The sequence below is a fragment of the Burkholderia stagnalis genome (assembly GCF_039848545.1).
Lineage (GTDB): Bacteria > Pseudomonadota > Gammaproteobacteria > Burkholderiales > Burkholderiaceae > Burkholderia > Burkholderia stagnalis.
The window spans coordinates 232,602-259,001 of record NZ_CP156685.1; the positions used below are offsets into that span (position 1 = coordinate 232,602).

Sequence of the window (26,400 nt, forward strand, 5' to 3'; positions counted from 1 at the left end):
CGGGGTTGCGACGATGCGGCCGGGAGCGCCGGCCGCGGGCCCGGCAGGCTTAGTTCTGCGTGCCCTTGTCGTCCGTGCCGGCAGCCGATGCCGCCGCGGCCTTCGCCTTGCCCTTCGCCGAGCCGTGCTGCTTCAGCTGGTGCTTCGGCTTGCTCTTGTCCTTCTTCATCGGCGCCGATGCGGCGGCCGGTGCCTCGGCGGCCGGCGCCGAAGCCTGTGCGAATGCGGAAGCCGATGCCAGTGCGATTGCTGCGGCCACGATCGATGCGAGCGTCTTCTTCATTGTTCTTCCTTTGTCGGGAGAATAGTCAAACTAGTCAAACGTACCGGTACGAAAAGATGCGAGGCATCCGCATCGGAGCGCCAGCCGCGCCTGTCCTGGCGGCTTCCGCCGGGCGGGACGGCCTTCACCTTCCCCGCGCGACGAACACTGACACACTGGCTGCATAACGCGCCGCCTTCGCGGTGAGTTGACAGCCTGGCCGCCGCCTCCGGGCTTTCCCTGACGCGCATGCGCGGACCTGCCTGCCCCGCCATTATCGGGACCGCATCATGCATGCGCGACCCGGCACGAATCCGGGTTGCGCCCGCGCGCCCGCCGTGCTCGCGGGGCCTCCGGCCGCCGCCGATACGACGCTATACTTGGCTTCCGTCCCTTTCCCCGGAAACCGGCCCGCGACCGGTCGTGGCGCACTCGCCGTTCGGAGCCGCCATGCCGCCGCGCAGACGAGGCGCGCCAAATTGCCCGATCACAACCTGGACAGGCTGAAAATCGACCGCGCGCCCCGCTCCGGCGGCGCGTCGCACCAGCGCCCGTGGCGACGCTATGCGGCGATCGCGGCGCTGGCCGCCGTGGCAATCGGCGCAGGCTTCGCGCTGACCGGCCGGCCCACGGTCGACACGACCACCGTGACCTCCGCCTACCCGTTCCAGAACGACACGCTGCTCAACGCGACCGGCTACGTCGTGCCGCAGCGCAAGGCCGCGGTCGCGTCGAAGGCGCAGGGCCGCGTCGAGTGGCTCGGCGTGCTCGAGGGCACGCGCGTGAAGCAGGGCGAGGTGATCGCGCGCCTCGAGAGCCGCGACGTCGCGGCCGCGCTCGCGCAGGCGCTGGCGCAGGTCAAGGTCGCGCAGGCCAATCTCGCGCTGCAGCAGGCCGAACTGAAGGACGCCGAAGTCGGCTTTCGCCGCACCGCGATCCTCGCGCCGAAAGGCGCGGTGCCGGCCGCGCAGTACGACACCGACCTCGCCCGCCTGAACAAGGCGCGCGCGTCCGTCAACAGCAACCGGGCCGCGATCGCGTCCGCCGAGGCCAACGCGCAGGCGGCCCAGGTCGCGGTCGACCAGACCGCGATCCGCGCGCCGTTCGACGGCGTCGTGCTCGAAAAGCATGCGAACGTCGGCGACAACATCACGCCGTTCTCGTCCGCGTCGGACAGCAAGGGCGCGGTCGTGACGATCGCCGACATGGATACCCTCGAGGTGGAAGCGGACGTCGCGGAATCGAACATCGCGCGGATCCGCGTCGACCAGCCGTGCGAGATCCTGCTCGACGCGCTGCCCGACCAGCGCTTCGCGGGCCGGGTGTCGCGCATCGTGCCGACGGTCGACCGCTCGAAGGCGACGGTGCTGGTCAAGGTGCGCTTCGTCGAGCGCGACGAGCGCGTGCTGCCGGACATGAGCGCGAAGACCGCGTTCCTGTCGAAGCCCGCGTCGGCGCAGGACGCGCGGCCCGTGACGGCGGTGCAGGCGGGCGCGGTCGCCGAGCGCGACGGCCGCCAGGTGGTGTTCGTCGTGAAGGACGACACCGTGCGCGAAACGGCGGTGACGACCGGCGCGCGGATCGGCGAGCTCGTCGCGGTGCGCGGCGTGAAGCCGGGCGACACGCTTGTGCTGGCGCCGGCCGCGAAGCTCAAGGACGGCGCGAAAGTGACCGTCGCGAAGAAATAGCGTGAACGCCGCGCCGCCGCTCGTCGAGATCAGCCATGTCGCGAAGTCGTACCGGCGCGGGATGCAGACCGTGCCGGTGCTCACCGACATCACGCTCGACATCGGCGAAGGCGACTTCGTCGCGCTGATGGGGCCGTCGGGCTCCGGCAAGAGCACGCTGCTCAACCTGGTCGCCGGCATCGACCGGCCCGACAGCGGCGAGCTGCGCGTGGGCGGGCTCGACATCACGCGGCTCGCCGAAGCCGCGCTGGCCGACTGGCGCGCCGCCAACGTCGGCTTCATCTTCCAGTTCTACAACCTGATGCCGGTGCTCACCGCGTTCGAGAACGTCGAGCTGCCGCTGATGCTCACGCGCCTGCCCGCCAAGGAGCGGCGCGAGCGCGTCGAGCTGGTGCTCGACATGGTGAGCCTCGCGGACCGGATGAGCCATTACCCGTCCGAGCTGTCCGGCGGCCAGCAGCAGCGCGTCGCGATCGCGCGCGCGCTGATCACCGATCCGGCGCTGATCGTCGCCGACGAACCGACCGGCGACCTCGACCGCAGCTCTGCGACCGACGTGCTCGCGCTGATGCAGCGCCTGAACGCGGAACTCGGCAAGACCATCATCATGGTGACCCACGACGCGCACGCGGCCGCCGCCGCGAAGGCGCTCGTGCACCTGGAAAAGGGGGAGCTGATCGATGGGCCGGCCCGCTGAGCCGCATCACGGAGGCGCGCCGTGACCATGCTGAAGCTGATCGCGCGCAACGCGCTGCGGCACAAGCTGCGCACGCTGCTGACGGTGCTCGGCCTGACCATCGCGGTGCTCGCGTACGGGCTGCTGCACACGGTGGTCGACGCGTGGTACGCGGGCGCCGCCGCGGCATCGAACGCGCGGCTCGTCACGCGCAACGCGATCTCGCTCGTGTTCCCGCTGCCGGTGAGCTACGAGAACCGGATCCGCGGCGTCGACGGCGTGACGCTCGTCGCGCGCTCGAACTGGTTCGGCGGCATCTACCGCGACCCGAAGAACTTCTTCGCGCAGTTCGCGGTGTCGGACAACTATCTCGACCTGTATCCGGAGTTCATCCTGAGCGCGCAGCAGCGCGCCGACTACGCGCGCGACCGCAAGGGCTGCCTGATCGGGCGGCAGCTCGCGAACCAGTTCGGCTTCAAGGTCGGCGACGTGATCCCGATCAAGGGCACCATCTACCCGGGCACCTGGGATTTCGTCGTGCGCGGGATCCTCGACGGGCGCGACGAGTCGACCATCACGCGGCAGCTGATCTTTCACTGGGACTACCTGAACGAGCGGGTGCGCAAGACGACGCCCCGGCAGGCCGACCAGGTCGGCGTGTACGTGTTCGGGATCGCGCGCCCCGACGACGCGGCCGCGATCTCCCGCGGCGTCGACGCGCTGTTCCGCAACTCGCTCGCCGAGACTCTCACCGAGACCGAGCAGGCGTTCCAGCTCGGCTTCGTCGCGATGTCGAACCAGATCATCGCGGCGATCCGCGTGGTGTCCTACGTCGTGATCGTGATCATCATGGCCGTGATGGCCAACGCGATGGCGATGAGCGCGCGCGAGCGCACGGTCGAATACGCGACGCTGAAGGCGCTCGGCTTCGGCCCCGGGTTCCTCGCGGCGCTCGTGTTCGGCGAGTCGCTCGTGATCGCCGCGATCGGCGGCAGCCTCGGCATGCTCGCGATGCCGCCGGCCGCGCACCTGTTCAAGCAGGCCACCGGCGGCGTGTTCCCGGTCTTCAACGTGTCCGCGCAGACCTTCGCGCTGCAGGCGGCCTGCTCGCTCGCGGTCGGCGTCGCGGCCGCGCTCGTGCCGGCGTGGCAGGCCGCGCGGGTGCGCGTCGTCGAAGGCCTGCGGGCGATCGGCTAGCTCGCGCGCGCCATGGCCATTCCGCTCGCCTATATCGCGCGCAACCTGTGGGCCCGCCGGCTCACCACCGTGCTCACCGCGGGCGGCATGGCGCTCGTCGTGTTCGTGTTCGCGACCGTGCTGATGCTCGACGCGGGCCTCACGAAGACGCTCGTGTCCACCGGCGAGCCCGACAACGTGGTGGTGATCCGCAAGGGCGCGGAAACCGAGGTGCAGAGCGCGATCGACCACAAGCAGGCGAACGTGATCGAGATGCATCCGTCGGTCGCGCTCGGCGCCGACGGCCGGCCGCTCGCGTCGAAGGAGGCCGTGGTGCTGATCTCGCTCGTGAAGACCGCGACCAACCGGCCGTCGAACGTCGTGATCCGCGGCGTGTCGCCGGCCGGCCTCGGCCTGCGCCCGCGCGTGCGGCTCGCGGCCGGGCGCATGTTCAACGCGGGCTCGTCCGAGATCGTGGTCGGCAGCGCGATCGCGAAGGGTTTCAGCGGCACGCGGATCGGCGAGCGCCTGCGCTTCGCGCAGCGCGACTGGACCATCGTCGGCCAGTTCGACACCGGCGGCAGCGGCTTCGATTCGGAGATCTGGGGCGACGCCGACCAGCTGATGCAGTCGTTCCGGCGCACCAGCTATTCGTCGATGATCGTGCGCATCCCGCAGGCCGACGCGTTCGCGCGCTTCAAGGCCGACCTCGACGTCGATCCGCGGCTCACCGACGAGGCCAAGCGCGAGCAGGCGTTCTACGGCGACCAGTCGCGCGCGCTGTCGACGTTCATCAACATCCTCGGGCTCACGCTGTCGACGATCTTCTCGGTCGCGGCGATGATCGGCGCGATGATCACGATGTACGCGTCGGTGGCCAACCGGGTCGCGGAAATCGGCACGCTGCGCGCGCTCGGCTTCAAGCGCGCGAACGTGCTCGCCGCGTTCCTGCTCGAGGCGCTGCTGCTCGGGCTCGTCGGCGGCGTCGCGGGGCTCGGCTGCGCGGCGCTGATGCAGTTCGCATCGTTCTCCACCACCAACTTCCAGACCTTTTCGGACCTGTCGTTCCGCTTCGTGCTCACGCCGGCGATCGTCGCGAAGACGCTGCTGTTCTCGCTGGCGATGGGGCTGGCGGGCGGCTTCCTGCCGGCGATGCGCGCGGCGCGGATGAACATCGTCGACGCGCTGCGGGCGCGGTGACGGCGCGGTGACGGCGCGATCGGGCGACGCGCCGAGCACCGCGCCGGCAACGCCGTGGGTCAGCGCGCCGCCGCCGACGGCGCCAGCCGCGCAAGCGCCAGCGCGTCGTCGAGCGCGATGTGCCCCTCGAACGCGGTCGACGCCGGCAGCGGCTGCGCGTCCTCGATCGCATGCGCGAAGCGCACGCCCGCATCGTCGGCCAGCCGCGCGCGCAGCGCGGCGATGCGCGGGAACGCAGCGCCGTCGAACACCTGGTGATAGTCGGCCCAGCGCGCGAGGCCCGCGAAGTACGCGTCGGCGAGCGTGCGCTGCCGGCCGAGCAGCCAGGGCTCGTCGCCGAGCATGGCCTCGAGCTGGCGGTGCGCGCGCATCACGCGGCCGCGGCCGTACGCCTGCAGGACCTCTTTCTCGACGCCTTCGCTGCCGTGCTCGTAGACGTACCAGAGCGGGCCGAACGCGCTGAAGAACGTGGTGTTCAGGTAGGACAGCATGCGGTTGAGCCGGTCGAAATCGTGGGTGCCCTGGCGGAACGCGAGGCCGCTGGCGGACGCGTCGGCGCCGATATGGTTGAGGATCGCCGCGCTTTCGGTCAGCACGTTGCCGGCCTCGGTGATGAACGCCGGCGTTTCGGCGACCGGGTTGAGCCGCAGGAACGCATCGCTCGTCACGAGGCCGGGCATCGTGATGCGGGACAGCCGGTACGGGCGGCCCACCCATTCGAGCGCAACGATCGAGCCGAACGAGCAGCCGGCGGGAACACCGTAGAGGAGGATCGGGGACATCGGACATTTCCGGTTGATTGAACGAACCCGGATGCTCCCATGGCGAACGATCACGCAGTAGCCGCTAAAATTGAAACCCGTCGTTTCCCGATATGGACGCTGAGCATTGAACCTGAACGATCTCTACCTCTTCGTGCAGGCGGTCGAAGCCGGCAGCATGTCCGCCGCCGCCCGCCTGCTCGACCTGCCGAAGTCGACGGTGAGCAAGCGCGTCGCCGCGCTCGAGCACGCGCTGGGCGCGCGGCTCGTGCATCGCACGTCGCGCAGCTTCCGCCTGACGCCGGTGGGCGCCGAGTTCTTCGAGCACGCGCGCGCGGCGGTGATCGAGGCGGAAAGCGCGCGGGACGCGGTGCTGCGGCAGGCCGCCGAGCCGCGCGGGATCGTGCGGATCACGAGCGCGGTGCCGATCGCGCAGCATGTGCTCGCGCCCTGCCTGCCGGCGCTCGCGCTCGCCCATCCGCACTTGCAGCTGCAGATCCATGCGAGCGACCGGCGCGTGGATCTCGTGCAGGAAGGCTTCGACATCGCGGTGCGCAGCCATTTCGCGCCGCTGCCCGATTCCGCGCTGGTGCAGCGCCCGCTCGCGGTGTCGCCGATCGTGCTGGTCGCGTCGCCCGCCTATCTCGCACGCGCCGGCGAGCCGGCCGCTCCGGCCGACCTCGCGCGGCACGACGGCCTTTACCCGAACCTTCAGGCGATGCCGTGGCGCCTCGGGCGCGGCGCCGACAGCGTCGAAGCCGCGCCGCGCGAGCGCCTGCACGCGGACGAATCGACGGTGCTGCTGCACGCGGCGGTGGCCGGCCTCGGCATCGCGTGCCTGCCGGACTGGATCGTGCGCGACGCGCTCGATGCGGGCACGCTTGCTCGCGTGCTGCCGGACTGGGACGCGGGCCGCGTGACCACGACGCTGCTGATGACGCACCGCCGCGGCCAGTTGCCGGGCGTGCGCGCCGTGGTCGAGTTCCTCGTGCGGCACGTGGCGGGCCAGCACGTCTGAGGCTCGCATCGTGCGGCGATTCAAAACCTGAATCGATCAAGTCATCAATTGGCATGAAAGTGGAATTTTCGCCATGCAGAATGATGCGGACGCGCTTGATCGTCGCGCCTCGCGGCGACGGTAGACGCGTCCGGCCGGCACGCGGACGGCGGGCGTCCGCCTGAGCCGAGTCGCACGTGCTCGTCGTGCTGTTCATGGCGCTGTCGTGCTTCGGCAAGGGGCTCGGCGCGCTCGGCCGGGCCGTCAACGCCGACACCGCGCCGCGCCAGATCGCCGGCCTGAGCGGCGCGCCGCATTTCTGGACGATGCAGGGCTCGGTGCGGCTCGCGCAGCTGTGCCGCGACTGGGGGCTCACGTGGGGCTCGCACTCGAACAACCATTTCGACGTGTCGCTCGCGATGTTCACGCACGCGGCCGCGGCCGCGCCGGGCGCGATCACCGCGATCGACACGCACTGGATCTGGCAGGAAGGCGACGCGCGGCTCACGCGCGAGCCGCTCGCGATCGTCGGCGGCCGGGTGGCCGTGCCGGAGCGGCCGGGCCTCGGGATCGAGCTCGACATGGCGCAGGTGGAAGCCGCGCATGCGCTGTACCGGCAAGTCGGCGGCACGGCGCGCGACGATGCGATGGCGATGCGGTATCTGGTGCCGGGGTGGACCTACGATCCGAAGCGGCCGAGTTTCGCGACGCGGTAGCCCTGCCGTGGAATACCGTGCAGTGAAATATTTACCCGCCGCTGAAATTCCGCTTCGCGCGCCGCCGCCGTTGACGGCGGCGCGCGTCAGTCACGATCAAAGCGTGCGACTGAAGTCCTGCAACTGCTTCTTGGCTTCGTCGCGTGCGATGCCGTAGCGCTCCTGGATCCGGCCGACCAGATACTCGCTGTCGCCGTCGGCGACCGCCAGATCATCGTCGGTCAGCTTGCCCCATTGCGCCTTCACCTTGCCGGCCAGTTGTTTCCATTGGCCCTTGATCCGGTCTTCATTCATCGCGTTCTCCCGCGAGTGGTTGAGGGTGACGGGATCGCGCAATTCATGTGCCGCGAACGGACGGAGCCGACCGATGGGTTCACGCTTGCGTTGCGCGCGCGGCCGCACATCGCTCGATCGTGCGGGCAATGCGCCCGGCATGCGCGAGGCCGGGATCGCGCCCCGGGTCGTAGATGGTGAAGTCGGCGCCCGCGATTCGGCCCGACGCGACGAGCGGGCCAAGCAGCGCGTCCAGCCCGTCGAAATCCAGCCCCGGCGAACCGGGCGAATCCACCGCCGGGAGCTGCGACTGGTCCAGCACGTCGAGATCGACGTGCAGCCAGGCCTGCTCGAGCGCGCGCGCCGCGAGCCAGTCGACCAGCCCCGACGCGACAGCCGCAGGCCCGCGCGCGAGCAGCTGCTGGATCGTGATGCGCGTGATGCCGGTGCGCGCGATATCGCCGTAAGCCGCGTCGAATTCCGCCGTCCCGGCATCGCGCTCTCCCACCTGGCAGGCATCGGAATCGTCGACCAGCGCGCCGTCGAGCCCCGGCCAGCGTGTCAGCAGCGGCTCGCCCCGCCCGGTCGCCAGCGCGAGATCCATGCCCGCGACGGAACCGAGCCGCTTCGACGTGTCGTAGTTGCCGGGGTGGAAGAAGTCGCTGTGCCCGTCGACGTGAACGAGCCCCCTGCCGCCCGCACGCCGGTTGCCGAGCAGGCAGCCGAGCAGCACGCTGCAATCGCCGCCGAGCACGACCGGAAACGCGTGCCGCGCACGGGCGTCGGCAACGCGCGCGGCGAGATCGAGCGAATAGCCGCGGATCGACACCCCGTTGCGGATACGCGTGCCGGATTGCGGCGCGAACGCATAGGCGGGATGCACAAGCTGCGCCACGCTCGCGCCGACGCGCGCGGCGAGGCCGGTGGCCAACAGCACCTCGGGGCCGCGCCAGGTCTCGGGTTCGAGTCCGGCCTCGTTCGGCCGCAGGCCGAGGCTGCTGGGCGCGGCGATGAACTCGACCGGCGAGCCGGGTGAAGGTGTCGATGCCGTCATGACCTTTCCTCGCGCAATGGCTGCCTGATGGATGTGCTAACCTTTTAAACAATTATCAAAGGTTAGCACGCATTCCACCCATGTCGAGCATTTCACCGGTTATCGAGGCGCACCCGTTCGCGGCTCGCGATTATGTCGGCGGCCATCCCGTACTCGATTTCGTCAATACGGTGACCGGCCGCGACCACGCGCCGCGCGACTGGCTGCCGGATTACGACGCCTATCTCGCGTGGCTGGCGACGTCGGCGGCGTTCCCCGCGCTCGACCTGAAGCGGCTTGCATCCCGCGCGGCCGACGCGCCGGCCGCGGCCGAGCGCGCGCTGCGCGACGCCAAGCGCCTGCGCGAAGCGCTGTTCGGCATCTTCGGCGCGTTCTCGCATCGCGCACCGGTGGCTGCCGCAGATCTGGAAACGCTGGAGCACGCATGGCGGCACGCGATGAGCGGCCGGCGGCTGGTCGCGACGGCCGGGCGCGTCGAATTCGGCGAGCCGTCCGATCCGGCGGACCTGAATCTGCCGGCCCAGCAGATTGCGCTCGACGCGGTGAAGCTCCTCGACGCCTTGCCCGACGGGCGGCTGCGGATGTGCGCGGGGTCGAACTGCGCGTGGCTGTTCATCGACCGCTCGAAGACAGGGCGCCGCAAGTGGTGCGACATGTCGACCTGCGGGAACGTGGCGAAGGCCCGGCGGCACTACCGTGCGGTCAGGGGTGCGCCCGATGGAGACGCAGAGCGCGACAGCGACAGCGACGCGTCGGCATGAACCCGGGGCGCAAATGCGTGCGCGCCCCGATCGGCGAAGAGATCAGTGGAAGAAGAGTTCGCGCATGCCGAACGTGTGATTCGCTTCGGCCGCCATCAGCACCATCAACACCAGCAGGCACAGGGGCGGGATCAGGATTGCGTACACCAGCGCCAGCCGCTCCCACATCATGTGCATGAAGATCGACACGATCAGCCCGGCCTTGGCGATCATGAACACGACGATCAGCGTCCAGCGCAGCAGGCCCTGCACGTGGAAGTAGTCCACCAGGTACGACATCGTGCTCAACAGGAACAGCAGGCCCCAGATCTTCAGGTAAAGGCCGATCGGATGCTGCTGCCCGTGCGCGGCGTCGGGCCGATGGGCGGAATCGGTGTGGTCCATGATCTGCCTCACCACAAGTAGAACAGCGCGAAGATGAACACCCACACCAGGTCGACGAAGTGCCAGTACAGGCCTGCGATCTCGACGATCTGGAAGTTGCCGTGCTCGGTGAACCCCGGCTGCAGGATCTTGCGAGCGATCAGCAGCAGGTAGATCACGCCGCAGGTCACGTGAAAGCCGTGGAACCCGGTGATCATGAAGAAGCACGCGCCGAACTGCGCGGCGCCGAGCGGGTTGCCCCACGGGCGGATGCCTTCATGGACGATCAGCTTGGTCCATTCGAAGGCCTGCATCGACACGAAGGTCGCGCCCAGCAGCGCGGTCGCCAGCAACAGGGCGGCGGCGCGCCTGGCGTCGCGCCGGTAGCCGAAGTTGACGGCCATCGCCATGGTGCCGCTGCTGGTGATCAGCGTGAACGTCATGATCGCGATCAGCAGCAACGGCACGTCCACGCCGCCCACCGTGAGCCCGAACACCTTGGACGGGTCTGGCCACGGTACCGTGGTCGACATGCGCACCGTCATGTAGCCGATCAGGAAGCTGCTGAAGACGAAGGTGTCCGACAGCAGGAAGATCCACATCATCGCCTTGCCCCACGGCACCTTGAAGGCCGCGCGGTCGGCCGACCAGTCCGTGACGATGCCGTGCCAGCCGTCGGGCCCGGAGGCGTCGGGCGCGGGGGCGGCGGATTCGGTGGGCAGCGTGGGCGAGGTCATGGCGCGGCTCCATACAACGGCCCGCAGATGGCGGCGACGATCCCGGGGGTGATCCACCACATCGCCGCCAGCAGCACGAGCCAGACAGCCAGCAGGAAATGCCAGTAGATCGCGCACAGCGAGATGGCGCGCTGGGCCCGGAACGGGTCCGCGCGCCGGAGAAGCGCGATCGTCAAGGCCCAGGCCACCAGCCCGCCCAGCACATGCATCCCGTGCAGGCCGGTGAGCAGGTAGAGAAAGCTGTTGGACGGGTTGCCGGCGACGGTCTGCCCGGCCGCCGCGAGCATGCGCCAGGCGATCAGCTGCCCGATCACGAACACGGCCGCCAGCACGCCGCCGGCCACCAGCCACGCCGCGCGATGCAACGTCATCTGCCGCGCACGCTGCATGGCGAGGCTGGCCAGCGCCAGCGCGCCGGTGTTCCACCACAGCAGCGCCGGATGCGGGATCGGCTCCCAGTCGGGCTCGCGCATGCGCATGCCGTAGGCGAGCAGCAGCAGCGAAAACAGCGCCGTCGCCACCGCCATGAAGACGAACAGGCCGATGCGGCTCGCATTCGGCGAGACCGGCGGCGTGTCGGGAACGAAGGGGCGTGGCAGGGTGGTCATTCGTGCGCCTCGCCGGGTTGAAGCGTCGGGCGGGCCGGCGCGGGCGCCGTCTCGGGCGGCTGGTTTTGCGGGACGAAGTCTTCGTCGCGCCCCGGCGGGCTGTATTCGTATGCCCAGCGGTAGACGACGGGCAGCGCGGCGCCCCAGTTGCCGTGCGCGGGCGGCGTTTGCGGCGTCTGCCATTCGAGCGTGGTGGCCCGCCACGGGTTGCCGTCGGCGCGCTTGCCGCGCACGAGGCTCCACGCCAGGTTGTACAGGAACAGCAGCTGCGCCACCGCGACGATCAGCGCGACGACGGTGATGAACGCGTTCAGCGTCTGCGCCGAAGGCGGAATGAAGCTGTAGCCGTCATACGCGTAGTAGCGCCGCGGCATGCCCAGGATGCCGAGATAGTGCATCGGGAAGTAGATCGCATAGGTGCCGACGAAGGTGATCCAGAAGTGCGCGCGCCCGAGCGTGTCGTTCAGCATGCGGCCCGTCACCTTCGGATACCAGTGGTAGATGCCACCGAACACCACGAGGATCGGCGACACGGCCATCACCATATGGAAGTGCGCGACCACGAAGTACGTGTTCGACAGCGGAATGTCCACGCTCACGTTGCCGAGGTAGAGCCCGGTCAGCCCGCCCAGCACGAAGGTGCTGACGAAGCCGATGGCGAACAGCATCGGCACGGTCAGGTGGATATCGCCGCGCCACAGCGTCAGCACCCAGTTGTAGACCTTGAGCGCGGTCGGCACGGCGATGATGAGCGTGGTGGTGGCGAAGAAGAAGCCGAAGTACGGATTCATGCCCGCGATAAACATGTGGTGCGCCCACACCACGAAGCTCAGCGCGCCGATGATGACGATGGCCCACACCATCATCCGGTAGCCGAAGATGTTCTTGCGCGCGTGCGTGCTGATCAGATCCGACACGATGCCGAACGCCGGCAGCGCGACGATGTAGACCTCCGGATGCCCGAAGAACCAGAACAGGTGCTGGAACAGCAGCGGGCTGCCGCCGGCGTGCTTGAGCGTCTGCCCCATCGACACCACGGCCGGCACGAAGAAGCTGGTGCCGAGCGTCTTGTCGAGCAGCATCATCGCCGCCGACACGAACAGCGCCGGAAACGCCAGCAGCGCCAGGATGGTCGCGACGAAGATGCCCCACACCGTGAGCGGCATGCGCATCAGCGTCATGCCGCGCGTGCGCGCCTGCAGCGTGGTGGTGACGTAGTTCAGGCCGCCCATCGTGGCCGCGACGATGAAGATCGCCAGCGACACCAGCATCAGCACGATGCCCCACTCCACGCCCGGCGTGCCCGGCAGGATGGCCTGCGGCGGATACAGCGTCCAGCCCGCGCCGGTCGGCCCGCCCGGCACGAAGAAGCTCGCCACGAGCACCAGCACGGCCAGCAGGTAGACCCAGTAGCTCAGCATGTTGAGGAACGGGAACACCATGTCGCGCGCGCCGAGCATCAGCGGGATCAGGTAGTTGCCGAAGCCGCCGAGGAACAGCGCCGTCAGCAGGTAGATCACCATGATCATCCCGTGCATGGTGACGAACTGATAGTAGTGGGTGGCGTCGATGAAACTGAACTTGCCCGGAAAGCCGAGCTGCAGCCGCATCAGGTCCGACAGCACCATGCCGACCAGGCCGATGACGATGGCGGTCAGCGCATACTGCACGGCGATGACCTTGTGGTCCTGGCTCCAGACATAGCGGGTCCAGAAGCTTTGCGGGACGTGGTCGGTGTGCGCGTAGGGCATTGCGTGTGCTCCGCTAGTTGGCTGCGCTGCCGGCGGCCGGGCTGCCTTGCGCCTTGATGTAGGCCACCAGCGCGGCGAGTTCCTGCTCGCTCAGGTCGAAGTGCGGCATGATCGGTGCGAAGCCCTTCACGACGCGGGCCGCCGGGTCGCGGATGAACGCGCGCAGATAGGCTTCGTCGACCTTGGCGGTGCTGCCGTCGGCCATCGTTTCGGTCTTGCCGTACAGGCCCTTCCAGGTGGGGCCCACGCGCGGGCTGCCGTCCACGGTATGGCAGGCGATGCAGCCCTTGGCCTCCGCGAGCGCCTTGCCCTGGTCGGCCAGCGCCTGCGCGCTGCCGCCGGTGGCGGCGGCTGCGGCCTGCACCTTCGCCTGCTGGCGCTGCGCGAACGTGTTCTGCTGCGCCAGCCAGCGCGAGAACGCCGCTTCGTCTTCCACCACGACCACACCGCGCATGTTGGAGTGCCCGATGCCGCAGAGCTGCGCGCACAGGATGTCGTAGCGCCCTGCCTTGGTCGGCGTGAACCAGAAGGTGGTCACCATGCCGGGCACCATGTTCATGCGCGCCCGGAACGGCGGCACGTAGAAGTCGTGCAGCACGTCGCGCGAGCGTGTCAGGACCTGGATCGGCCGGTTGAGCGGCAGGTGCACCTCGGGTGTCTCGATCAGGTAGTTGTCGCGGCCGTTGGGGTCGCCGGGGTTCAGGCCGAACGGGTTGTCGTTGCTGACGTAGCGCACGTCCGTCGTGCCCAGCTTGCCGCCGGGGCCGGCAAAGCGGAAGCGCCATTGCCACTGCTGGCCGAGCACCTCCATCTGCAGCACGTTGTGCGGCGGCCGCACGTAGTCCGCGTAGACGAACAGGCCCGGCGCCAGCAATGCCGCCACGCCGACCGAGGTCAGGCCGATCAGCCACCATTCCAGCCGCCTGTTGTGCGGCTCGTAGGCCGCGCGATGCCCGCCGCGGTGGCGGTATCGCAGCAGTGCGATCACGATGAACAGGTTGATCGCGATGAAGAGCGCGCCGGTGATCACGAGCGTGATCGTCAGCATGTCGTCCATGCGCACCCAGTTCGACGCAATCGGCGTGATCCACCACGGACTGGCAAAGTGAAACCCCACCGCCAATACGATGATCAGGATCAGGGCAATCGCAAGCGCCATAGCCTACCTCGCTGCGCGTCACTCGCTGGAGCCGCCGGCAGCACGCTCTTGCCGTACTGCCTGCGCCGGCACGTCTGGCCTGGACCGCTTCGCTGCATGTTGTAAGCGGCTCTAGAGCAAAGGTAGTCCTCTCCTTTGCATCGTGCAAGGCAGCGCAGGGGCGGAGCGCTCCATGAACGGAGGCGCGTGAATGAAGGCGTCGCCTGCTGCGATGCAATGCAAGACGACCGCCTCCGGCATGGGTTGCCGAGGCGGCCATTTCCCGATCGCGCAAGGGGTTACGGCGCGTCGGGAAAAAACGGTGCGTCAGGGCCTCGCGTCCTGCTTGCGCCGCCGTTCCAGCGCGCCGTAGACGATGGCGGTGACCACGCCGAACAGCAGGTTTGCCAGCAAGGGGCCGGATCCCCGCTCCGAGACGAACCAGGGGAATACGGCCGTCATGACATAGAAGTTCCACACATACGCGACGATCCCGAAGGCCACCCCGACGACGGCCTCCATGCCCACGCTCGAATCGAAGCGGAACGGTGCGATGATGGCTGCGAGAATCATCCCCATGATGGCGCCGAGCACGTAGTGCAGGATCAGCGCCGTCCCCACGATGCCGAAGCTGAATTGCGACATCTGTTCGAGCGCACTCTGGCCCAACACCATCGCCGCGATCTTGTGGGTCGGCTGCCACGGGCTTTCATACAGCACCATGGTCGACCAGAAGAATTCCAGCACGATCACCAAGGCGCCACCCGCGAGACCCGCCACGGCAGCGGCAAGCCAGTCGGGCATGCGCCGCTCCCAGTGGTGCGATTGAATGTGCAGTTCCATACGACCTCCTTGCTGGCGATTCAAGTTCGGCACTCGGGGACCGAAAGCACCACTCGCGTCGAAAGTGCGTTCCCTTGTCCGATTCAGCATGGCAGATATGAGTGCCAACGCAAGGAACAAAAACCCTGCGCTTTGCATGGCGCAATGGCGTTTTTGCCCGAAGGTCGGCATCGGCCACGAAAGGCCGCGTGTGATGGCTGGGAGGGCTGTGGGGGCGTTTCGCTCGGTAACGACCCGGCGCAACGCGTCCCGGTTTGACAACGAGACGGCGCGTCAGTCCGAGGACTGTGGGGGCTGTGGGAATCAGTGCAAGTCGCGCAGATACGACAAAGCCGACTCGAGGCCGGCTTTGTTTGCGAAGCATCAGGCTGTGCTTTGTAAGTAGAAGCATAACTTTGCACCCAGTGCAAAACATCGCTTCTGTCTTATTCGGCCAAGCCTTTTCGAATTCGTTGGTGGAGCGGAGGAGGATCGAACTCCCGACCTTCGCATTGCGAACGCGACGCTCTCCCAGCTGAGCTACCGCCCCAACAGTCAACTATCATACACACGCTTTCGAACGCTTGGCAATAGTGTCGAATTACTTCGACGGCGCGCCCGCCAGCACCCATTCCACCACCGATCGGGCGTCCGCATCGCTCATCCGCGGATGCGCGGGCATCGGAATCGCGCCCCACACGCCGGAGCCGCCCTCCTTCACCTTTTTCGACAGCTTCGCGACGGCCTGCGGGTCTGCCTTGTAGCGCGCGGCGATGTCCTTGAACGACGGGCCGACCAGCTTGCGGTCGACCGCGTGGCAGCCCATGCACGCATTGCTGCGCGCGACCTTGAGCCCGTCGCCGACGTCCGCGTGCGCGACCGCGCCGAACGTGCCGGCCAGCAGCACCGCCGCCGCCGCGCGTTGCATCCACTGCATCAGCTTCATTGCGGCACCGCCTTCGGATTACCCGGGTGCACGTTGGTCGAATTCGAGATCGGCGCGGGCGGCTGCAGCGGCGTGGACGTCACCGCCGTGTCGGGCACCGCGCCGACCGTCGTGCCGTCCGCCGGCGCGGCCGACGCCGCGGCGGCGCCGCTCGCGGGCGCGGGCTGCAGCGCCTGCGCGTCCGCCGGCTTGATGTACTGGAACACCTTCACGACCTTCTCGACGCCCGGCACCTGGCTCGCGACTTCCGCGCCGCGGTTGCCTTCGTCGACCGTCACGAGGCCCATCAGGTACAGGTTGCCGCGCTCGCCGACAACCTTGTAATGGTTCGCGGAGATGCCCTTCTCGCCGATCAGCGCGGTCTTCACGCGCCCTTCGAGATACGAGTCGTTCGCGCGATCCGACAGCGAGCTGGCCGGGCCGATCGCGAGCTCGTTGACGATGCCGTTCACGTTGTTGATCGCGCGCACGATTTCCTCGGCGCGCTGCTTCGACGCGTCGTTCGGCACTTCGCCCGTCAGCAGCACGCGGCGGTTGAAGACGGTCACGTTCACGTGCGCCTGGTCCGGCAGGCCGCTGTTGATCTGCGACGTCGCCTTGAGCTGGATCTCGCGATCCTCCGTCTGCGCGCCGAGCGTGCGCCGATCGGTGGCGATCAGCGCGCTGCCGCCGGCCGCTGCGCCGACCACGCCGAGCACGCAGCCCTGCAGCGACACCGCGAGCCCCGCCGTCAGCGCGGCGAGCAGCGTGGTTCTGACGAGCGTCTGTTTGACGCGGCTTTTCTTCATCGACGGCTCTCCTTCGTTCAATCCTCACCCAGCAGCATCGCGTCGATGCCGTCGCACAGGCAGTGGATGGTCAGCAGATGGACTTCTTGAATGCGCGCCGCGCGCTCGGCGGGCACGCTGATCGGGATGTCGGTGTCGGACAGCGCGGCCGCCAGCGCGTGGCCGCCGCCGCCCGTCAGCGCGACCACCGTCATTTCGCGCTCGTGCGCGGCCTCGACGGCGGCCAGCACGCGCGGCGACGCGCCGCTCGGGTCGAGCACCAGCAGGATGTCGCCGGTCTGCCCGAGCACGCGCACCTGCTGCGCAAACAGCTGGTCCGGCACCATCGCGCCGGTCATGCCGCCCTGCGACGCATCGGTGGCGAGCGCGAGCGCGGGCAGGCCCGGCCGCTCGCGCTCGAAGCCGCCGACGAGCGACACGGCGAGGTAGTGGGCGGCGGCGGCCGACGGGCCGTCGCCGCACGCGACGATCTTGTTGCCGTTCGCCAGCGCGGCGAACATCGCATCGACCGCGGCCGCGATCGGCAGCGACAGCGCGTCGCCGGCTTCGTGCTGTAGCGCGGCGCTGTCGCGGAAATGTTGCTGAATACGTTCGACTGACATCGATTCCTGATCCGGTGCTGCGCGCGGCGGGCCGCGCGCGACATCATGAGTGCGGCGAGTTTACCGTACTCCGGGGCCTCATCCGGGCGCAGGGCGAGAACTCTTTACATCTCGTCACAGCTCTCGGCTAGACGTCGTCGGCACGAAACGCGTCGCGCAGCCACACGAGCTGCCCGGCCTCGAACGCGACCACGTCGAAGCGGCACGGCGCGCCGGCCCCGTGCCGCGCCCAGAAGCCCTGCGCCGCCTTGACGAGCCGCATGCGCTTGCGCCAGCCGATGCTCGCCGCCGCGCCGCCGTGCCGGACGCTGCGCCGCGCGCGCACCTCGACGAACACCAGCGTGCCGTCCGGCTCGCGCATCACGAGATCGAGCTCGCCGCCGCGCATCGTCACGTTCGCCGCGACGAATGCGAGCCGGCGGCGCTCGAGGAACTGCCGCGCGCGCGTCTCGAACGCCGCGCCGACCGACTTGGATCGCGCCGTGCCGGAAAAGTTGTCGGTGCGCACGGCCGCCTGCCCGCCCGCGCGCGACGGCCCGCGGCGATCGCCGCCCGATCCGGCCGGCGCCCCGTGGCACAATGCCGACCTTGTTCCGCCTGCGCCGCGCCCGCGCGCATTGCCCGCCATGACTGCCCTCCTCGAACTTGCGCATACGCAGCACTACCCGAGCGCCGCGCTCTACGTCGTCGCGACGCCGATCGGCAACACCGCCGACATCACGTTGCGCGCGCTGCACGTGCTCGGCCTCGCCGACCGCATCGCCGCCGAAGACACCCGCAACACCGGCCAGCTGCTCGCCCGCTACGGCATCTCGAAGCCGCTCATCGCCGCGCACGAGCACAACGAGCGCGAAGCCGCGCTGCGCGTGATCGAGCACCTGCGCGCCGGCGAACGCGTCGCCTACGTATCGGACGCCGGCACGCCCGGCATCTCGGACCCCGGCGCGCGGCTCGTCGACGCGGTGCGCGCGGCCGGCTTCGCGGTGGTGCCGCTGCCGGGCGCGAGCGCGGCCGTGACCGCACTCAGCGTCGCCGGAGACTGGGCGGGCACGTTCACGTTCGCCGGCTTCCTGCCGCCGAAGGCGAAACAGCGCGCAAGCGCGCTGCAGGCGCTCGCGTCGCACCCCTATGCGCTGGTGTTCTACGAGGCGCCGCACCGGATCGTCGAGACGGTCGCCGCGCTCGCGGACACGCTCGGCGCCGCGCGCCGGCTGCTGATCGCGCGCGAACTGACGAAGCTACACGAACAGCTGTTCCAGGGCACCCTGGCCGAAGGGCTGACGTGGCTGGAGGGCGATGCGAACCGGCAGCGCGGCGAGTTCGTGCTGGTCGTCGAGGGCGCGCCGGCCGACGCGGGCGCGGCCGACGACACCGCGCACGACGCGCTGCTCAGGCTGCTGCTGGAAGAGGTACCGGTGAAGAGTGCGGCAAAGCTCGCGGCCGCGCTGACGGGCGCGCCGCGCAACGCGCTGTATGCGCGCGCGCTCGCGCTGAAGGACGGTTGAACGGCCGGCGCCGCTGCAACGACAAAGGGCTGCCGATGGCAGCCCTTTGTCGTTGGGTTCGCTGACGGAAGCGGAATCCGCCGCGTTACCGGGTCGAGTTCGACGCGAGCATTTCGTCGCGCGCCTCGCGCGCTTCCTGCGGCGACAGCCCCTCGATCTTCACGCGGCCGGTGCCGGCATGCACGAGGCCGATCACCTTCGCGGCCGCATACGACAGGTCGAGCACCCGGCCACGCTTGTACGGGCCGCGATCGTTGACCTTCACGACGACCCACTTGCCGTTCGTCGGGTTCGTCACGCGGATGTACGACGCGAGCGGCAGCGTGCGGTGCGCGGCGGTGAACGCGTTCATGTTGAAGCGCTCGCCGTTCGCGGTGCGGCGGCCGTGGAAGCCGCGGCCGTACCACGACGCGCGGCCGGTCTGGCGGAAATCGGACACGTTGGCGCCGTCGATCGGCTCCGCATCCGCGAGCGACGTGCTCTTCGCGTCCTTGCTGTCGGCGGCCGGCATGGAGGCCAGCGCCGAGTCGAAATTCAGTTGCTTGTCGTTGTCCGCGTTCGCGGCGGTCGTCCTGACCCCATTCTTCTGGCTCGTGCCGCTCGTCGTCTGGCTGGGCTGCACGGCACAACCCGTCAGCGCGAGAAATACAGCCACAGTCCCGAAACGGCTCGGAAATCGAAAATTCATCGACGTGTCGCCTTCTGGTTCGGGCCGCTCCTTCACTTCGTTGATACGCGGCCCGGACGGCAAATGCATGCGCGCCCGGCTCGAATGCGAGCAGGCAGGCTTGCATGGACGCGGCTTTCGTACTCGCCGCAACCGTCCTGATTAGCTTTCACGTCTGGCGCAACCTGTCCCCGGCAGCCTGACCAGACCCCACATGCCGCCATCGAACATGGCTTCCCACGTTCGCGCGCGCTGCGTACAGCCAGCGCACAGGAACGGCGGCACAGGCCTCATCCGGCGGCGCGGCAGCAAGGCCGCGGCGGGCGCGCAGCGCCCGGCCGGACAAGACGTGAGCACCGGAGAATGCCCGGTGCTGGATTCGCCGCCGGACTCCCCGGCGGCAGATGCTTTGACGATGCTCATGGCCCCCTGTCAGTGGGGCTCGAACATCAGCGGAGCGCATGAAAATCATGCGCGATGGGCGGCATTATACAGAAATCAAAATCACTGCCCGAAAACGGGCCCCGGCGCGCCATTGATTCTCGCTATGCCCGTAACAATCGGCGCGGCCACGCGCGTGTCGCGACGCCGCGCACACCGTGCCGAACGGGGGGCCTGCGCGCCCGGTACAATCGAACCTTTTAGCCCGCCGGTGCTTCCATGAAAGTCACGCTCATCCCGGTCACGCCGTTCCAGCAGAACTGTTCGCTGCTCGTCTGCGAGGCCACCGGCCGCGCCGCCGTCGTCGATCCGGGCGGCGATCTCGAACGGATCCAGCAGGAAGTCGCGCGGCAGAACGTGCAGGTCGAGAAGGTGCTGCTCACCCACGGGCACATCGACCACTGCGCGGGCGCGAAGGCGCTCGCGACGCACTACGGCGTGCCGATCGAAGGGCCGCAGGAAGACGAGCGCTTCTGGATCGAGAAGCTGCCGACGCAGAGCGAACGCTTCGGCTTTCCGGCGGCCGACGCATTCGAGCCGGATCGCTGGCTGAACGACGGCGATACCGTGCAGTTCGGCGACGAAGCGCTCGAGGTCTATCACTGCCCGGGCCACACGCCGGGCCATGTCGTGTTCTTCAGCCGCGCGCACCGGCTCGCGATCGTCGGCGACGTGCTGTTCGCCGGCTCGATCGGCCGCACCGACTTCCCGCGCGGCAACCATGCCGATCTCGTGCGCTCGATCAAGGAGAAACTCTGGCCGCTCGGCGACGACGTCACGTTCGTGCCGGGCCACGGCCCGGTGTCGACGTTCGGCGACGAGCGCCGCACGAACCCGTTCGTGTCCGACAAGGTGTTCGGATGAACCAGACGGCCATTCAGGAAATCTACGTCAGCACCGACGTCGAGGCGGACGGCCCGATTCCCGGCCCGCACTCGATGCTGAGCTTCGCGTCCGCCGCGTACACCGAGGACAAGCAGCTGATCGCGACGTTCTCCGCGAACCTCGAGACGCTGCCCGGCGCGCAGCCGCATCCGGTGCAGGACGCCTGGTGGAAGACCCAGCCCGAAGCGTGGGCTGCGTGCCGCACCGACCTGCAGGCGCCGGAAGCGGCGCTCGTCGCGTACGTCGACTGGGTCGAGGCGCTGCCCGGCAAGCCGGTGTTCGTCGCGATGCCGGCCGGCTTCGATTTCACGTTCATGTTCTGGTACATGATGCGCTTCGCGGGCCGCTGCCCGTTCTCGTGGTCGGCGCTCGACATCAAGACGCTCGCGTTCGCGATGACGGGCCTGCCGTACCGCAAGGCGATCAAGCCGCGCTTCCCGAAGCACTGGTTCGACGACCATCCGCACACGCACGTCGCGCTCGACGACGCGATCGAGCAAGGCGCGCTGTTCTGCAACATGCTCGCCGACCTGCGCGTGCAGCAGGCCGCGCTCGCGGCGCGCGCCGTCGCTGACGGCACGGACAACGGCGCAACAGCACAAAACCCTACGGACCCGCGCGCAAATTAGCGAATCTCGCTCAGCGACACCGTGTCGGATTGCCTTTCCTTTCGCGCACCTCTAACATTCAGAGTGTTGTAGTTGCCGCATGGAGGCGCAGGTGACGCTCGATTCCTTTTCGCAAAAAATCCTTCGCCTGTTGCAGCTCGACGCGCGCCGTTCCGTCCAGGAAATCTCCGACCAGGTCGGCCTGTCCAGCACACCGTGCTGGCGCCGCATCAAGGACATGGAGCAGTCGGGCGTGATCCAGCGCTATACGGCGCTGCTTGATCGGGAGAAGCTCGGCCTGCATGTCTGCGCGCTCGCGCACGTGCACCTGACGCGCCACAACGAGGGCGGCGTCGAGCAGTTCGAGCGCGAGATCTCGACCTGCCCGGAAGTCACCGAGTGCTACAGCACGACCGGCGAAGCCGACTACATCCTCAAGATCGTCGCGCCCGATATCAAGGCCTACGACGTGTTCCTGCACGAACGCATCTTCAAGATCCCGGCCGTGTCGCAGGTGCGCACGAGCGTCGTGCTGCGCGAGATCAAGTTCGATACGCAGCTGCCGCTCTAGGCCTGCTGCGTTACGACTTGCCCCGCACCGCCCGCGTGAAGCCGATGCGGCGCGCACCGAACTGCTGCTTCAGCGCTTCGATGTCGAGCTGCTCGGCGAGCGCGGCATCGGTGTCGCCGCTCGCGTGCGGGCTGTCATCCAGCGTCACGTCGATCTCGAGCCCCGTGCTCAGGTAGTGGAGATTCACCGCGCGCGCACGCAGGCCGCGCTGCGCGAGCTCGGCCTCGAGACGCGCCGCGATCTCGCTGCGCGGCGGCAGCGCAAGCGCGGGCCGGCGCGCGGCATCGTTCTCCGGGTCGACGTGGATCAGCGCGTCGAGCACGCGCCGGTCCGACAGCGCGCGTGCGCGTGCGGTCTCCGCGATGTAATGCCCTTCCGATACCGAGATCATCGGATCGACGAGGATGTGCGCATCGACGAGCGCCGAATCGCCCATCTTGCGCGTGCGCAGGTCGTGCACGTCGCGCACGCCGGGCGTGGCCGCGAGCAGCGCGCGAATCTCCGCGGTGTCGGTTTCGTCGAGCGCGCGATCGGACAGGTCCTGCAGCGCGTCATAGCCGAAGGTCCAGCCCATGCGCGCGACCATGAAGCCGACGATCGCGGCCGCGATCGGGTCGAGCAGCCGGAAGCCGGCCAGGCTGCCGATGATGCCGATCGCGACGACGAGCGACGACGCGGCGTCCGAGCGCGCATGCCATGCATTGGCGACGAGCATCGCCGAGCGCACGCGCTGCGCCTCGCGCAGCATGTAGCGGAACAGCGCCTCCTTCGACACCAGCACGACGACCGCGACGACCAGCGCGCTCACATGGACGGGCGGAATATCCTCGAGATGCACGAGGCGATCGCCGGCGCGCCATAGCATGCCGATCCCCACCGCGATCAGAATCCCGCCGAGAAACAGCGATGCGACCGTCTCGTAGCGGCTGTGCCCGTAATTGTGATCGGCGTCCGGCAATGCGCCGCTATGCCGATTCGCAACCAGCACGACAAAATCCGAGATCAAATCCGAAATCGAATGGACACCGTCGGCAATCAACGCCTGTGAATGCGCAATCGTGCCGACCGCGATCTGAAATGTCGCAAGCACGACATTCAGCACGATACTGACGAGCGTGCTCTTGCGCGCGACGGCGTGCTTTTCTCCGCTTTGCGCTTCGCCGGAAAAGGTGGACATGAAATATGAGATATCGGTGTGCGATATCGGATTCTACCAAGGGCGCCCCGCACCCCATTCCGATAACCCCAAATTTCTTATTTAAATCAACTGGTTATGCGAACGGGTCGCATTTTCATTCACGCGCGTTCATGACATTTCCGTGACATTCCGCCGGCACGGGACGCGCGCAAAGCAAAAGGCCGCGCTCCGTGACGGACACGCGGCCTTTCAGCGCGGGAACGGCGAACAAACGCTCAGATTGCAAATTGTTCGCGGTTCTTGCCGGCGATCCAGCGCGGCGGCTTGCCGCGGCCCGACCACGTCGCGCCCGATTCCGGATCGCGATACTTGGCCGCGACGCCGGCGCGCGGACGGCCGACCTTGCCTGCCTTCGCACGGCTCAGGCCGAGCTCGGCCAGCGTAAAGCCGTAGTCGGAGATTTTCTGCTTCACGTCATTGAGGACTTCCGCGTATTCGCGCGACTTCGCCTCTTCGATTTGCTTCTCCAGCTTCTCCCGCTGGGCCAGCAGGTCCTTGTAAGAAGACATAGTTTCCCTTTTTATCTGACCAATGGCGCCGATCTGCAGCCGGCTCACCATTCTTGAAATATCTGTGCCTCGGATTTTGAAGCCAGAGATTAGCACAAAAAAGATTTGATTGAAGCGAGACTCAATGAAAATACCGATTCGAATTGCCATTCAGCCAGGTCATTTTGACCCGCCGCGCCGATTTCTCAATTTTTCACGTCCTTACACGGAGATTAGGACATAAGCCGCAACGCATTAAGACTTTCAGCATACGCAATTACCCTGCATCGATAAAATCAAAGCTTTCATCTGACGACAGGTTCGACAAAATCCACTTGTATAGTCAACGGAATTAAACATTGGAGAACCGCGACGTCAGGTCACACCTTGCGCGCATTCGAGCAGCCGCGCGCGCAGTGCGCCGAGGTCCGTCTGCGGCGCATCGAATGCGGTGCGCAGCCGCCGGCCGTCAACGCGCCAGTCCGCGCCGCAGCGGTCGACGCCCAGCAGGTCGAGCCCGGCGCGCCGCACGCCGGCGGTGTCGTACGCGGCCCACAGCGCCTGCTCGTCGTCGAACCCGAGCGGCGCATGCGCGTCGAGCGCCGTGCCCTCCACCCAGCCCATCCGGCCGAACCCGCCGATATAGCGCAGCCGCTCGACGTCGAGCGCGCGGAACGTGAAGTCGCCGAGCGCGAGATAGCGCGCCGCGTCCGGCTCGTAGCGCAGGTAGCGCGCGGCGAGATGCGGATCGGCGTCGACCGGCGCGAAGCGGCCGAGCAGCGTCGCGCGCTCGGCGTTCAGCACGTCGCCGTCGGGCGCGTCGACGATCAGGAAGCCCGCGCGCGGGTCGGCAGCGAGATTGCGCGTGTGCTCGGCGAGACCGCTCACGAGGATCACCGGCCGGTGGCGCGCATCCGGCGCGAACGGCACGACCGTCGGATACGGGAAGCCTTGCGGATCGCGCGCGTGCGTCGCGAGCGTGCCGAGCGCGCAGCGGTGCAGCAGGTGCAACGGAAGGGCGGGGTCGATGTTCACGAAATCTCCTGCGGTCGAATCACGGCGCATCGTGCAGGCCGCGTGCGGATCGATGTTACCCGTCGCAGCCGTTACCGCGCATCGTCCGATCGGCAGGTGCCGGGTGCGGGGTGCCGCGTGTCATTGGGCGTCACGGGCCTCGCGCGCCTGCCGCGCTCCCCCGCCCGGGCCACTCGCCCTTCGCCCTTCGCCCTTCGCCCTTCGCCCTTCGCCCTTCGCCCTTCGCCCTTCGCCCGTCGCCCGTCGCCCTCCGCCCTCCGCCCTCCGCCCTCCGCCCTCCGCCCTCCGCCCTCCGCCCTCCGCCCTCCGCCCTCCGCCCTCCGCCCTCCGCCCTCCGCCCACCCTGCGGAATCGTAAGGGGTTCGATAGAATCGGACGATTCCCGGCGACGTCGCGTACGTCCGCGCATCTTTCTCCTGACGAGCTTTCCGTGTCCGATTCCTCCCCCGACCTCGCGGCGGCGCCCGCCGCCCACCTCGCCCTGTCGCTGCCGGTCCGCCAGCGGGCCCGCACCGCCACGATGGCGCTGTTCTTCGTCGCCGGCATGATGTACGCGTCCTGGGGCGTGCACGTGCCGACCGTGCGCGACAAGTTCGCGCTGAGCCCCGGGCTGCTGTCGATCGCGCTGTTCGCGGTCGCGGGCGGCTCGATCGCCGCGATGCTGACCGTCGCGCGCTGGATCGCGCGCGTCGGCTCGCGCACCGCGTGCCTCGCGGGCGGGCTCGTGATGTCGGCGTGCGGCGCGCTGATCCTCGTCGTGCCCGACTACTGGATGCTGCTCGCGGTGCTCGCGCTGTTCGGCTTCTCGATGGCGACGCTCGACGTCGCGATGAATGCGGAGGCGAGCGCGGTCGAGATCGCGCTCGGCCGGCCGATCATGTCGGCGCTGCACGGCATGTTCAGCGTCGGCGGGATGGCCGGCGCGGCGGCCGGCGGCGCGCTGCTGTCGGCCGGCATGGCGCCCGCCGCGCATCTTGCGCTCGCCGCGGCGGTGAGCGCCGCGGTGCTCGTCGCGTCGTGCCCGGCGGTGCTGCCGCACGTCCCGCATCACGAGCATGCGCACGGCGGCGGCAACCGCTGGCGCTCGCCCGCGCTGTGGATGCTCGGCGGCATTGCGCTGATCGCGCTGATCGCCGAAGGCGCGATGTACGACTGGGCGACGGTGTACATGCGCGACGTCGTCGCAGCCAGCCCCGCGCTCGCGAGCGCCGCGTATGCGGCGTTCTCCGGCGGCATGGCGGCCGCGCGCTTCGCCGGCGACGCGGTGCGCGCCCGCTTCGGCGCGCCGCAGCTCGTGTTCGCAAGCGCGTCGCTCGCGTGCGCGGGCATGATCGGCGCGCTGCTGCTGCCGCACCCGGCCGCCGTGCTGACCGGCTTCACGCTGATGGGGCTCGGCCTCGCGAACATGATGCCGGTGCTGTTCGCCGCCGCCGCGCGCGTGAAGGGCATCCATGCGGCCGAAGGCCTCGCGCACGTGGCCGGCCTCGCGTATTTCGGACTGCTGTTCGGACCGGTCGTGATCGGCGCGGTCGCGCAGGCCGCGAACCTGACGATCGGGCTCGCGGTCGTCGCGCTGTGCGCGGCGCTCGTCGCGGCCATCGCGCCGAAGGTGCTCGCGCATCTGAAGCTCTGACGGCAAGGCGCCGCGCCGGCGTCACAAAAAACGAAGCGCGCATGCGTTGC

At 68.6% G+C, this 26,400-nt stretch carries 29 protein-coding genes, 1 tRNA gene and 1 pseudogene; 12 read left to right on the forward strand and 19 right to left on the reverse strand.

Annotated elements, in window-relative coordinates:
• Window positions 1-49 precede the first annotated feature (49 nt).
• Window positions 50-283 carry a hypothetical protein gene (locus tag ABFO07_RS01160; protein ID WP_059563983.1) on the reverse strand — a complete coding sequence of 78 codons (234 nt, stop codon included), beginning with the start codon at window positions 281-283 and terminating at the stop codon, window positions 50-52.
• A gap of 458 nt (window positions 284-741) precedes the next feature.
• Between ABFO07_RS01160 and ABFO07_RS01165 the strand changes: the two genes are divergently transcribed.
• The 4 genes from ABFO07_RS01165 (at window position 742) to ABFO07_RS01180 (ending at window position 5,002) form a co-directional block, all read left to right on the forward strand.
• Window positions 742-1,950, forward strand: a complete 1,209-nt coding sequence (locus ABFO07_RS01165) for an efflux RND transporter periplasmic adaptor subunit (RefSeq protein ID WP_059882107.1) — start codon at window positions 742-744, stop codon at window positions 1,948-1,950.
• 61 nt (window positions 1,951-2,011) lie between these two features.
• Window positions 2,012-2,647, forward strand: coding sequence for an ABC transporter ATP-binding protein (locus tag ABFO07_RS01170; protein WP_230951478.1), 636 nt, complete (start codon window positions 2,012-2,014; stop codon window positions 2,645-2,647).
• A 21-nt stretch (window positions 2,648-2,668) separates the two neighbouring features.
• Window positions 2,669-3,823 carry an ABC transporter permease gene (locus ABFO07_RS01175; RefSeq protein ID WP_059882110.1) on the forward strand — a complete coding sequence of 385 codons (1,155 nt, stop codon included), beginning with the start codon at window positions 2,669-2,671 and terminating at the stop codon, window positions 3,821-3,823.
• Between the two features lie 12 nt (window positions 3,824-3,835).
• On the forward strand, window positions 3,836-5,002 hold the full coding sequence (locus ABFO07_RS01180; RefSeq protein WP_059923363.1) for an ABC transporter permease: 1,167 nt from the start codon (window positions 3,836-3,838) through the stop codon (window positions 5,000-5,002).
• Window positions 5,003-5,061: 59 nt separating this feature from the next.
• On the opposite strand, the gene ABFO07_RS01185 is transcribed toward ABFO07_RS01180, so the two are convergent.
• The gene (locus ABFO07_RS01185) at window positions 5,062-5,784 is read right to left on the reverse strand and encodes a glutathione S-transferase family protein (protein WP_059908030.1); all 723 of its coding nucleotides are present in this window, start codon (window positions 5,782-5,784) and stop codon (window positions 5,062-5,064) included.
• Between the two features lie 106 nt (window positions 5,785-5,890).
• Between ABFO07_RS01185 and ABFO07_RS01190 the strand changes: the two genes are divergently transcribed.
• Both ABFO07_RS01190 and ABFO07_RS01195 read left to right on the forward strand, forming a co-directional pair.
• The gene (locus ABFO07_RS01190) at window positions 5,891-6,781 is read left to right on the forward strand and encodes a LysR substrate-binding domain-containing protein (protein ID WP_059882115.1); all 891 of its coding nucleotides are present in this window, start codon (window positions 5,891-5,893) and stop codon (window positions 6,779-6,781) included.
• Between the two features lie 290 nt (window positions 6,782-7,071).
• Window positions 7,072-7,476, forward strand: a pseudogene (locus ABFO07_RS01195) (enolase C-terminal domain-like protein); the annotation flags it as partial.
• A 96-nt stretch (window positions 7,477-7,572) separates the two neighbouring features.
• On the opposite strand, the gene ABFO07_RS01200 reads toward ABFO07_RS01195, so the two are convergent.
• Together ABFO07_RS01200 and ABFO07_RS01205 are read right to left on the reverse strand one after the other, a co-directional pair.
• Window positions 7,573-7,770 (reverse strand): CsbD family protein, encoded by a 198-nt coding sequence (locus ABFO07_RS01200; RefSeq protein ID WP_059564023.1) that lies wholly within the window; start codon window positions 7,768-7,770, stop codon window positions 7,573-7,575.
• Window positions 7,771-7,849: 79 nt separating this feature from the next.
• Window positions 7,850-8,803, reverse strand: a complete 954-nt coding sequence (locus tag ABFO07_RS01205; protein WP_347468098.1) for an arginase family protein — start codon at window positions 8,801-8,803, stop codon at window positions 7,850-7,852.
• An 80-nt stretch (window positions 8,804-8,883) separates the two neighbouring features.
• On the opposite strand from ABFO07_RS01205, the gene ABFO07_RS01210 reads away from it, so the two are divergent.
• Window positions 8,884-9,564, forward strand: a complete 681-nt coding sequence (locus ABFO07_RS01210; RefSeq protein ID WP_196486800.1) for a CGNR zinc finger domain-containing protein — start codon at window positions 8,884-8,886, stop codon at window positions 9,562-9,564.
• A gap of 42 nt (window positions 9,565-9,606) precedes the next feature.
• Here ABFO07_RS01210 and ABFO07_RS01215 read toward each other — a convergent pair whose 3' ends face one another.
• The 11 genes from ABFO07_RS01215 to ABFO07_RS01265 all read right to left on the reverse strand — a co-directional run bounded on the left by ABFO07_RS01215 (window position 9,607) and on the right by ABFO07_RS01265 (window position 17,899).
• Window positions 9,607-9,948 (reverse strand): cytochrome C oxidase subunit IV family protein, encoded by a 342-nt coding sequence (locus tag ABFO07_RS01215; RefSeq protein ID WP_059563974.1) that lies wholly within the window; start codon window positions 9,946-9,948, stop codon window positions 9,607-9,609.
• 8 nt (window positions 9,949-9,956) lie between these two features.
• Entirely contained in the window at window positions 9,957-10,664 is a 708-nt protein-coding gene (locus ABFO07_RS01220; protein WP_059563973.1) for a heme-copper oxidase subunit III family protein, read from the reverse strand.
• On the reverse strand, window positions 10,661-11,272 hold the full coding sequence (locus tag ABFO07_RS01225) for a cytochrome c oxidase subunit 3 (RefSeq protein WP_060351482.1): 612 nt from the start codon (window positions 11,270-11,272) through the stop codon (window positions 10,661-10,663). Before ABFO07_RS01225 ends, ABFO07_RS01220 begins: the two co-directional genes overlap by 4 nt.
• Window positions 11,269-13,023, reverse strand: coding sequence for a cytochrome c oxidase subunit I (ctaD, locus tag ABFO07_RS01230; RefSeq protein WP_060027573.1), 1,755 nt, complete (start codon window positions 13,021-13,023; stop codon window positions 11,269-11,271). The genes ABFO07_RS01225 and ctaD overlap by 4 nt, the downstream gene beginning before the upstream one ends.
• 13 nt (window positions 13,024-13,036) lie before the next feature.
• The gene (locus ABFO07_RS01235) at window positions 13,037-14,182 is read right to left on the reverse strand and encodes a cytochrome c oxidase subunit II (RefSeq protein WP_059882130.1); all 1,146 of its coding nucleotides are present in this window, start codon (window positions 14,180-14,182) and stop codon (window positions 13,037-13,039) included.
• 306 nt (window positions 14,183-14,488) lie between these two features.
• Entirely contained in the window at window positions 14,489-15,004 is a 516-nt protein-coding gene (locus ABFO07_RS01240; RefSeq protein WP_059563969.1) for a hypothetical protein, read from the reverse strand.
• A 453-nt stretch (window positions 15,005-15,457) separates the two neighbouring features.
• Window positions 15,458-15,533: transfer RNA gene (locus tag ABFO07_RS01245), tRNA-Ala, on the reverse strand.
• Between the two features lie 51 nt (window positions 15,534-15,584).
• The gene (locus ABFO07_RS01250) at window positions 15,585-15,929 is read right to left on the reverse strand and encodes a c-type cytochrome (protein ID WP_059960720.1); all 345 of its coding nucleotides are present in this window, start codon (window positions 15,927-15,929) and stop codon (window positions 15,585-15,587) included.
• Window positions 15,926-16,717: a BON domain-containing protein gene (locus ABFO07_RS01255; protein ID WP_059563967.1), complete on the reverse strand. Its 792-nt coding sequence runs from the start codon at window positions 16,715-16,717 to the stop codon at window positions 15,926-15,928. Before ABFO07_RS01255 ends, ABFO07_RS01250 begins: the two co-directional genes overlap by 4 nt.
• Window positions 16,718-16,734: 17 nt before the next feature.
• On the reverse strand, window positions 16,735-17,319 hold the full coding sequence (locus tag ABFO07_RS01260) for an SIS domain-containing protein (protein WP_059563966.1): 585 nt from the start codon (window positions 17,317-17,319) through the stop codon (window positions 16,735-16,737).
• A gap of 127 nt (window positions 17,320-17,446) precedes the next feature.
• Window positions 17,447-17,899: a YraN family protein gene (locus tag ABFO07_RS01265; protein WP_376697962.1), complete on the reverse strand. Its 453-nt coding sequence runs from the start codon at window positions 17,897-17,899 to the stop codon at window positions 17,447-17,449.
• 46 nt (window positions 17,900-17,945) lie between these two features.
• On the opposite strand from ABFO07_RS01265, the gene rsmI reads away from it, so the two are divergent.
• A complete protein-coding gene (rsmI, locus tag ABFO07_RS01270) occupies window positions 17,946-18,824 on the forward strand; it encodes a 16S rRNA (cytidine(1402)-2'-O)-methyltransferase (protein ID WP_059563964.1) in 879 nt (292 codons plus the stop codon).
• A gap of 85 nt (window positions 18,825-18,909) precedes the next feature.
• Here the strand turns inward: rsmI and ABFO07_RS01275 are convergent, their stop codons facing one another.
• Window positions 18,910-19,512, reverse strand: coding sequence for a septal ring lytic transglycosylase RlpA family protein (locus ABFO07_RS01275; protein ID WP_059564021.1), 603 nt, complete (start codon window positions 19,510-19,512; stop codon window positions 18,910-18,912).
• A 639-nt stretch (window positions 19,513-20,151) separates the two neighbouring features.
• On the opposite strand from ABFO07_RS01275, the gene ABFO07_RS01280 reads away from it, so the two are divergent.
• The 3 genes from ABFO07_RS01280 to ABFO07_RS01290 all read left to right on the forward strand — a co-directional run bounded on the left by ABFO07_RS01280 (window position 20,152) and on the right by ABFO07_RS01290 (window position 21,996).
• Window positions 20,152-20,796 carry an MBL fold metallo-hydrolase gene (locus ABFO07_RS01280; RefSeq protein WP_059563963.1) on the forward strand — a complete coding sequence of 215 codons (645 nt, stop codon included), beginning with the start codon at window positions 20,152-20,154 and terminating at the stop codon, window positions 20,794-20,796.
• Window positions 20,793-21,446 carry a hypothetical protein gene (locus ABFO07_RS01285; protein WP_059563962.1) on the forward strand — a complete coding sequence of 218 codons (654 nt, stop codon included), beginning with the start codon at window positions 20,793-20,795 and terminating at the stop codon, window positions 21,444-21,446. Before ABFO07_RS01280 ends, ABFO07_RS01285 begins: the two co-directional genes overlap by 4 nt.
• Before the next feature lie 79 nt (window positions 21,447-21,525).
• On the forward strand, window positions 21,526-21,996 hold the full coding sequence (locus ABFO07_RS01290) for an Lrp/AsnC family transcriptional regulator (protein WP_011882933.1): 471 nt from the start codon (window positions 21,526-21,528) through the stop codon (window positions 21,994-21,996).
• A 10-nt stretch (window positions 21,997-22,006) separates the two neighbouring features.
• On the opposite strand, the gene ABFO07_RS01295 is transcribed toward ABFO07_RS01290, so the two are convergent.
• From ABFO07_RS01295 to ABFO07_RS01305, 3 genes are all read right to left on the reverse strand, one after another.
• Window positions 22,007-23,173 (reverse strand): cation diffusion facilitator family transporter, encoded by a 1,167-nt coding sequence (locus tag ABFO07_RS01295; protein WP_059923348.1) that lies wholly within the window; start codon window positions 23,171-23,173, stop codon window positions 22,007-22,009.
• A 236-nt stretch (window positions 23,174-23,409) separates the two neighbouring features.
• Window positions 23,410-23,703 carry an H-NS family nucleoid-associated regulatory protein gene (locus tag ABFO07_RS01300; RefSeq protein ID WP_059563960.1) on the reverse strand — a complete coding sequence of 98 codons (294 nt, stop codon included), beginning with the start codon at window positions 23,701-23,703 and terminating at the stop codon, window positions 23,410-23,412.
• Between the two features lie 354 nt (window positions 23,704-24,057).
• Window positions 24,058-24,717, reverse strand: coding sequence for a HugZ family protein (locus ABFO07_RS01305; RefSeq protein ID WP_059882386.1), 660 nt, complete (start codon window positions 24,715-24,717; stop codon window positions 24,058-24,060).
• A 430-nt stretch (window positions 24,718-25,147) separates the two neighbouring features.
• Between ABFO07_RS01305 and ABFO07_RS01310 the strand changes: the two genes are divergently transcribed.
• Window positions 25,148-26,350 carry an MFS transporter gene (locus ABFO07_RS01310; RefSeq protein WP_059804347.1) on the forward strand — a complete coding sequence of 401 codons (1,203 nt, stop codon included), beginning with the start codon at window positions 25,148-25,150 and terminating at the stop codon, window positions 26,348-26,350.
• The last annotated feature ends 50 nt before the right edge of the window (window positions 26,351-26,400 follow it).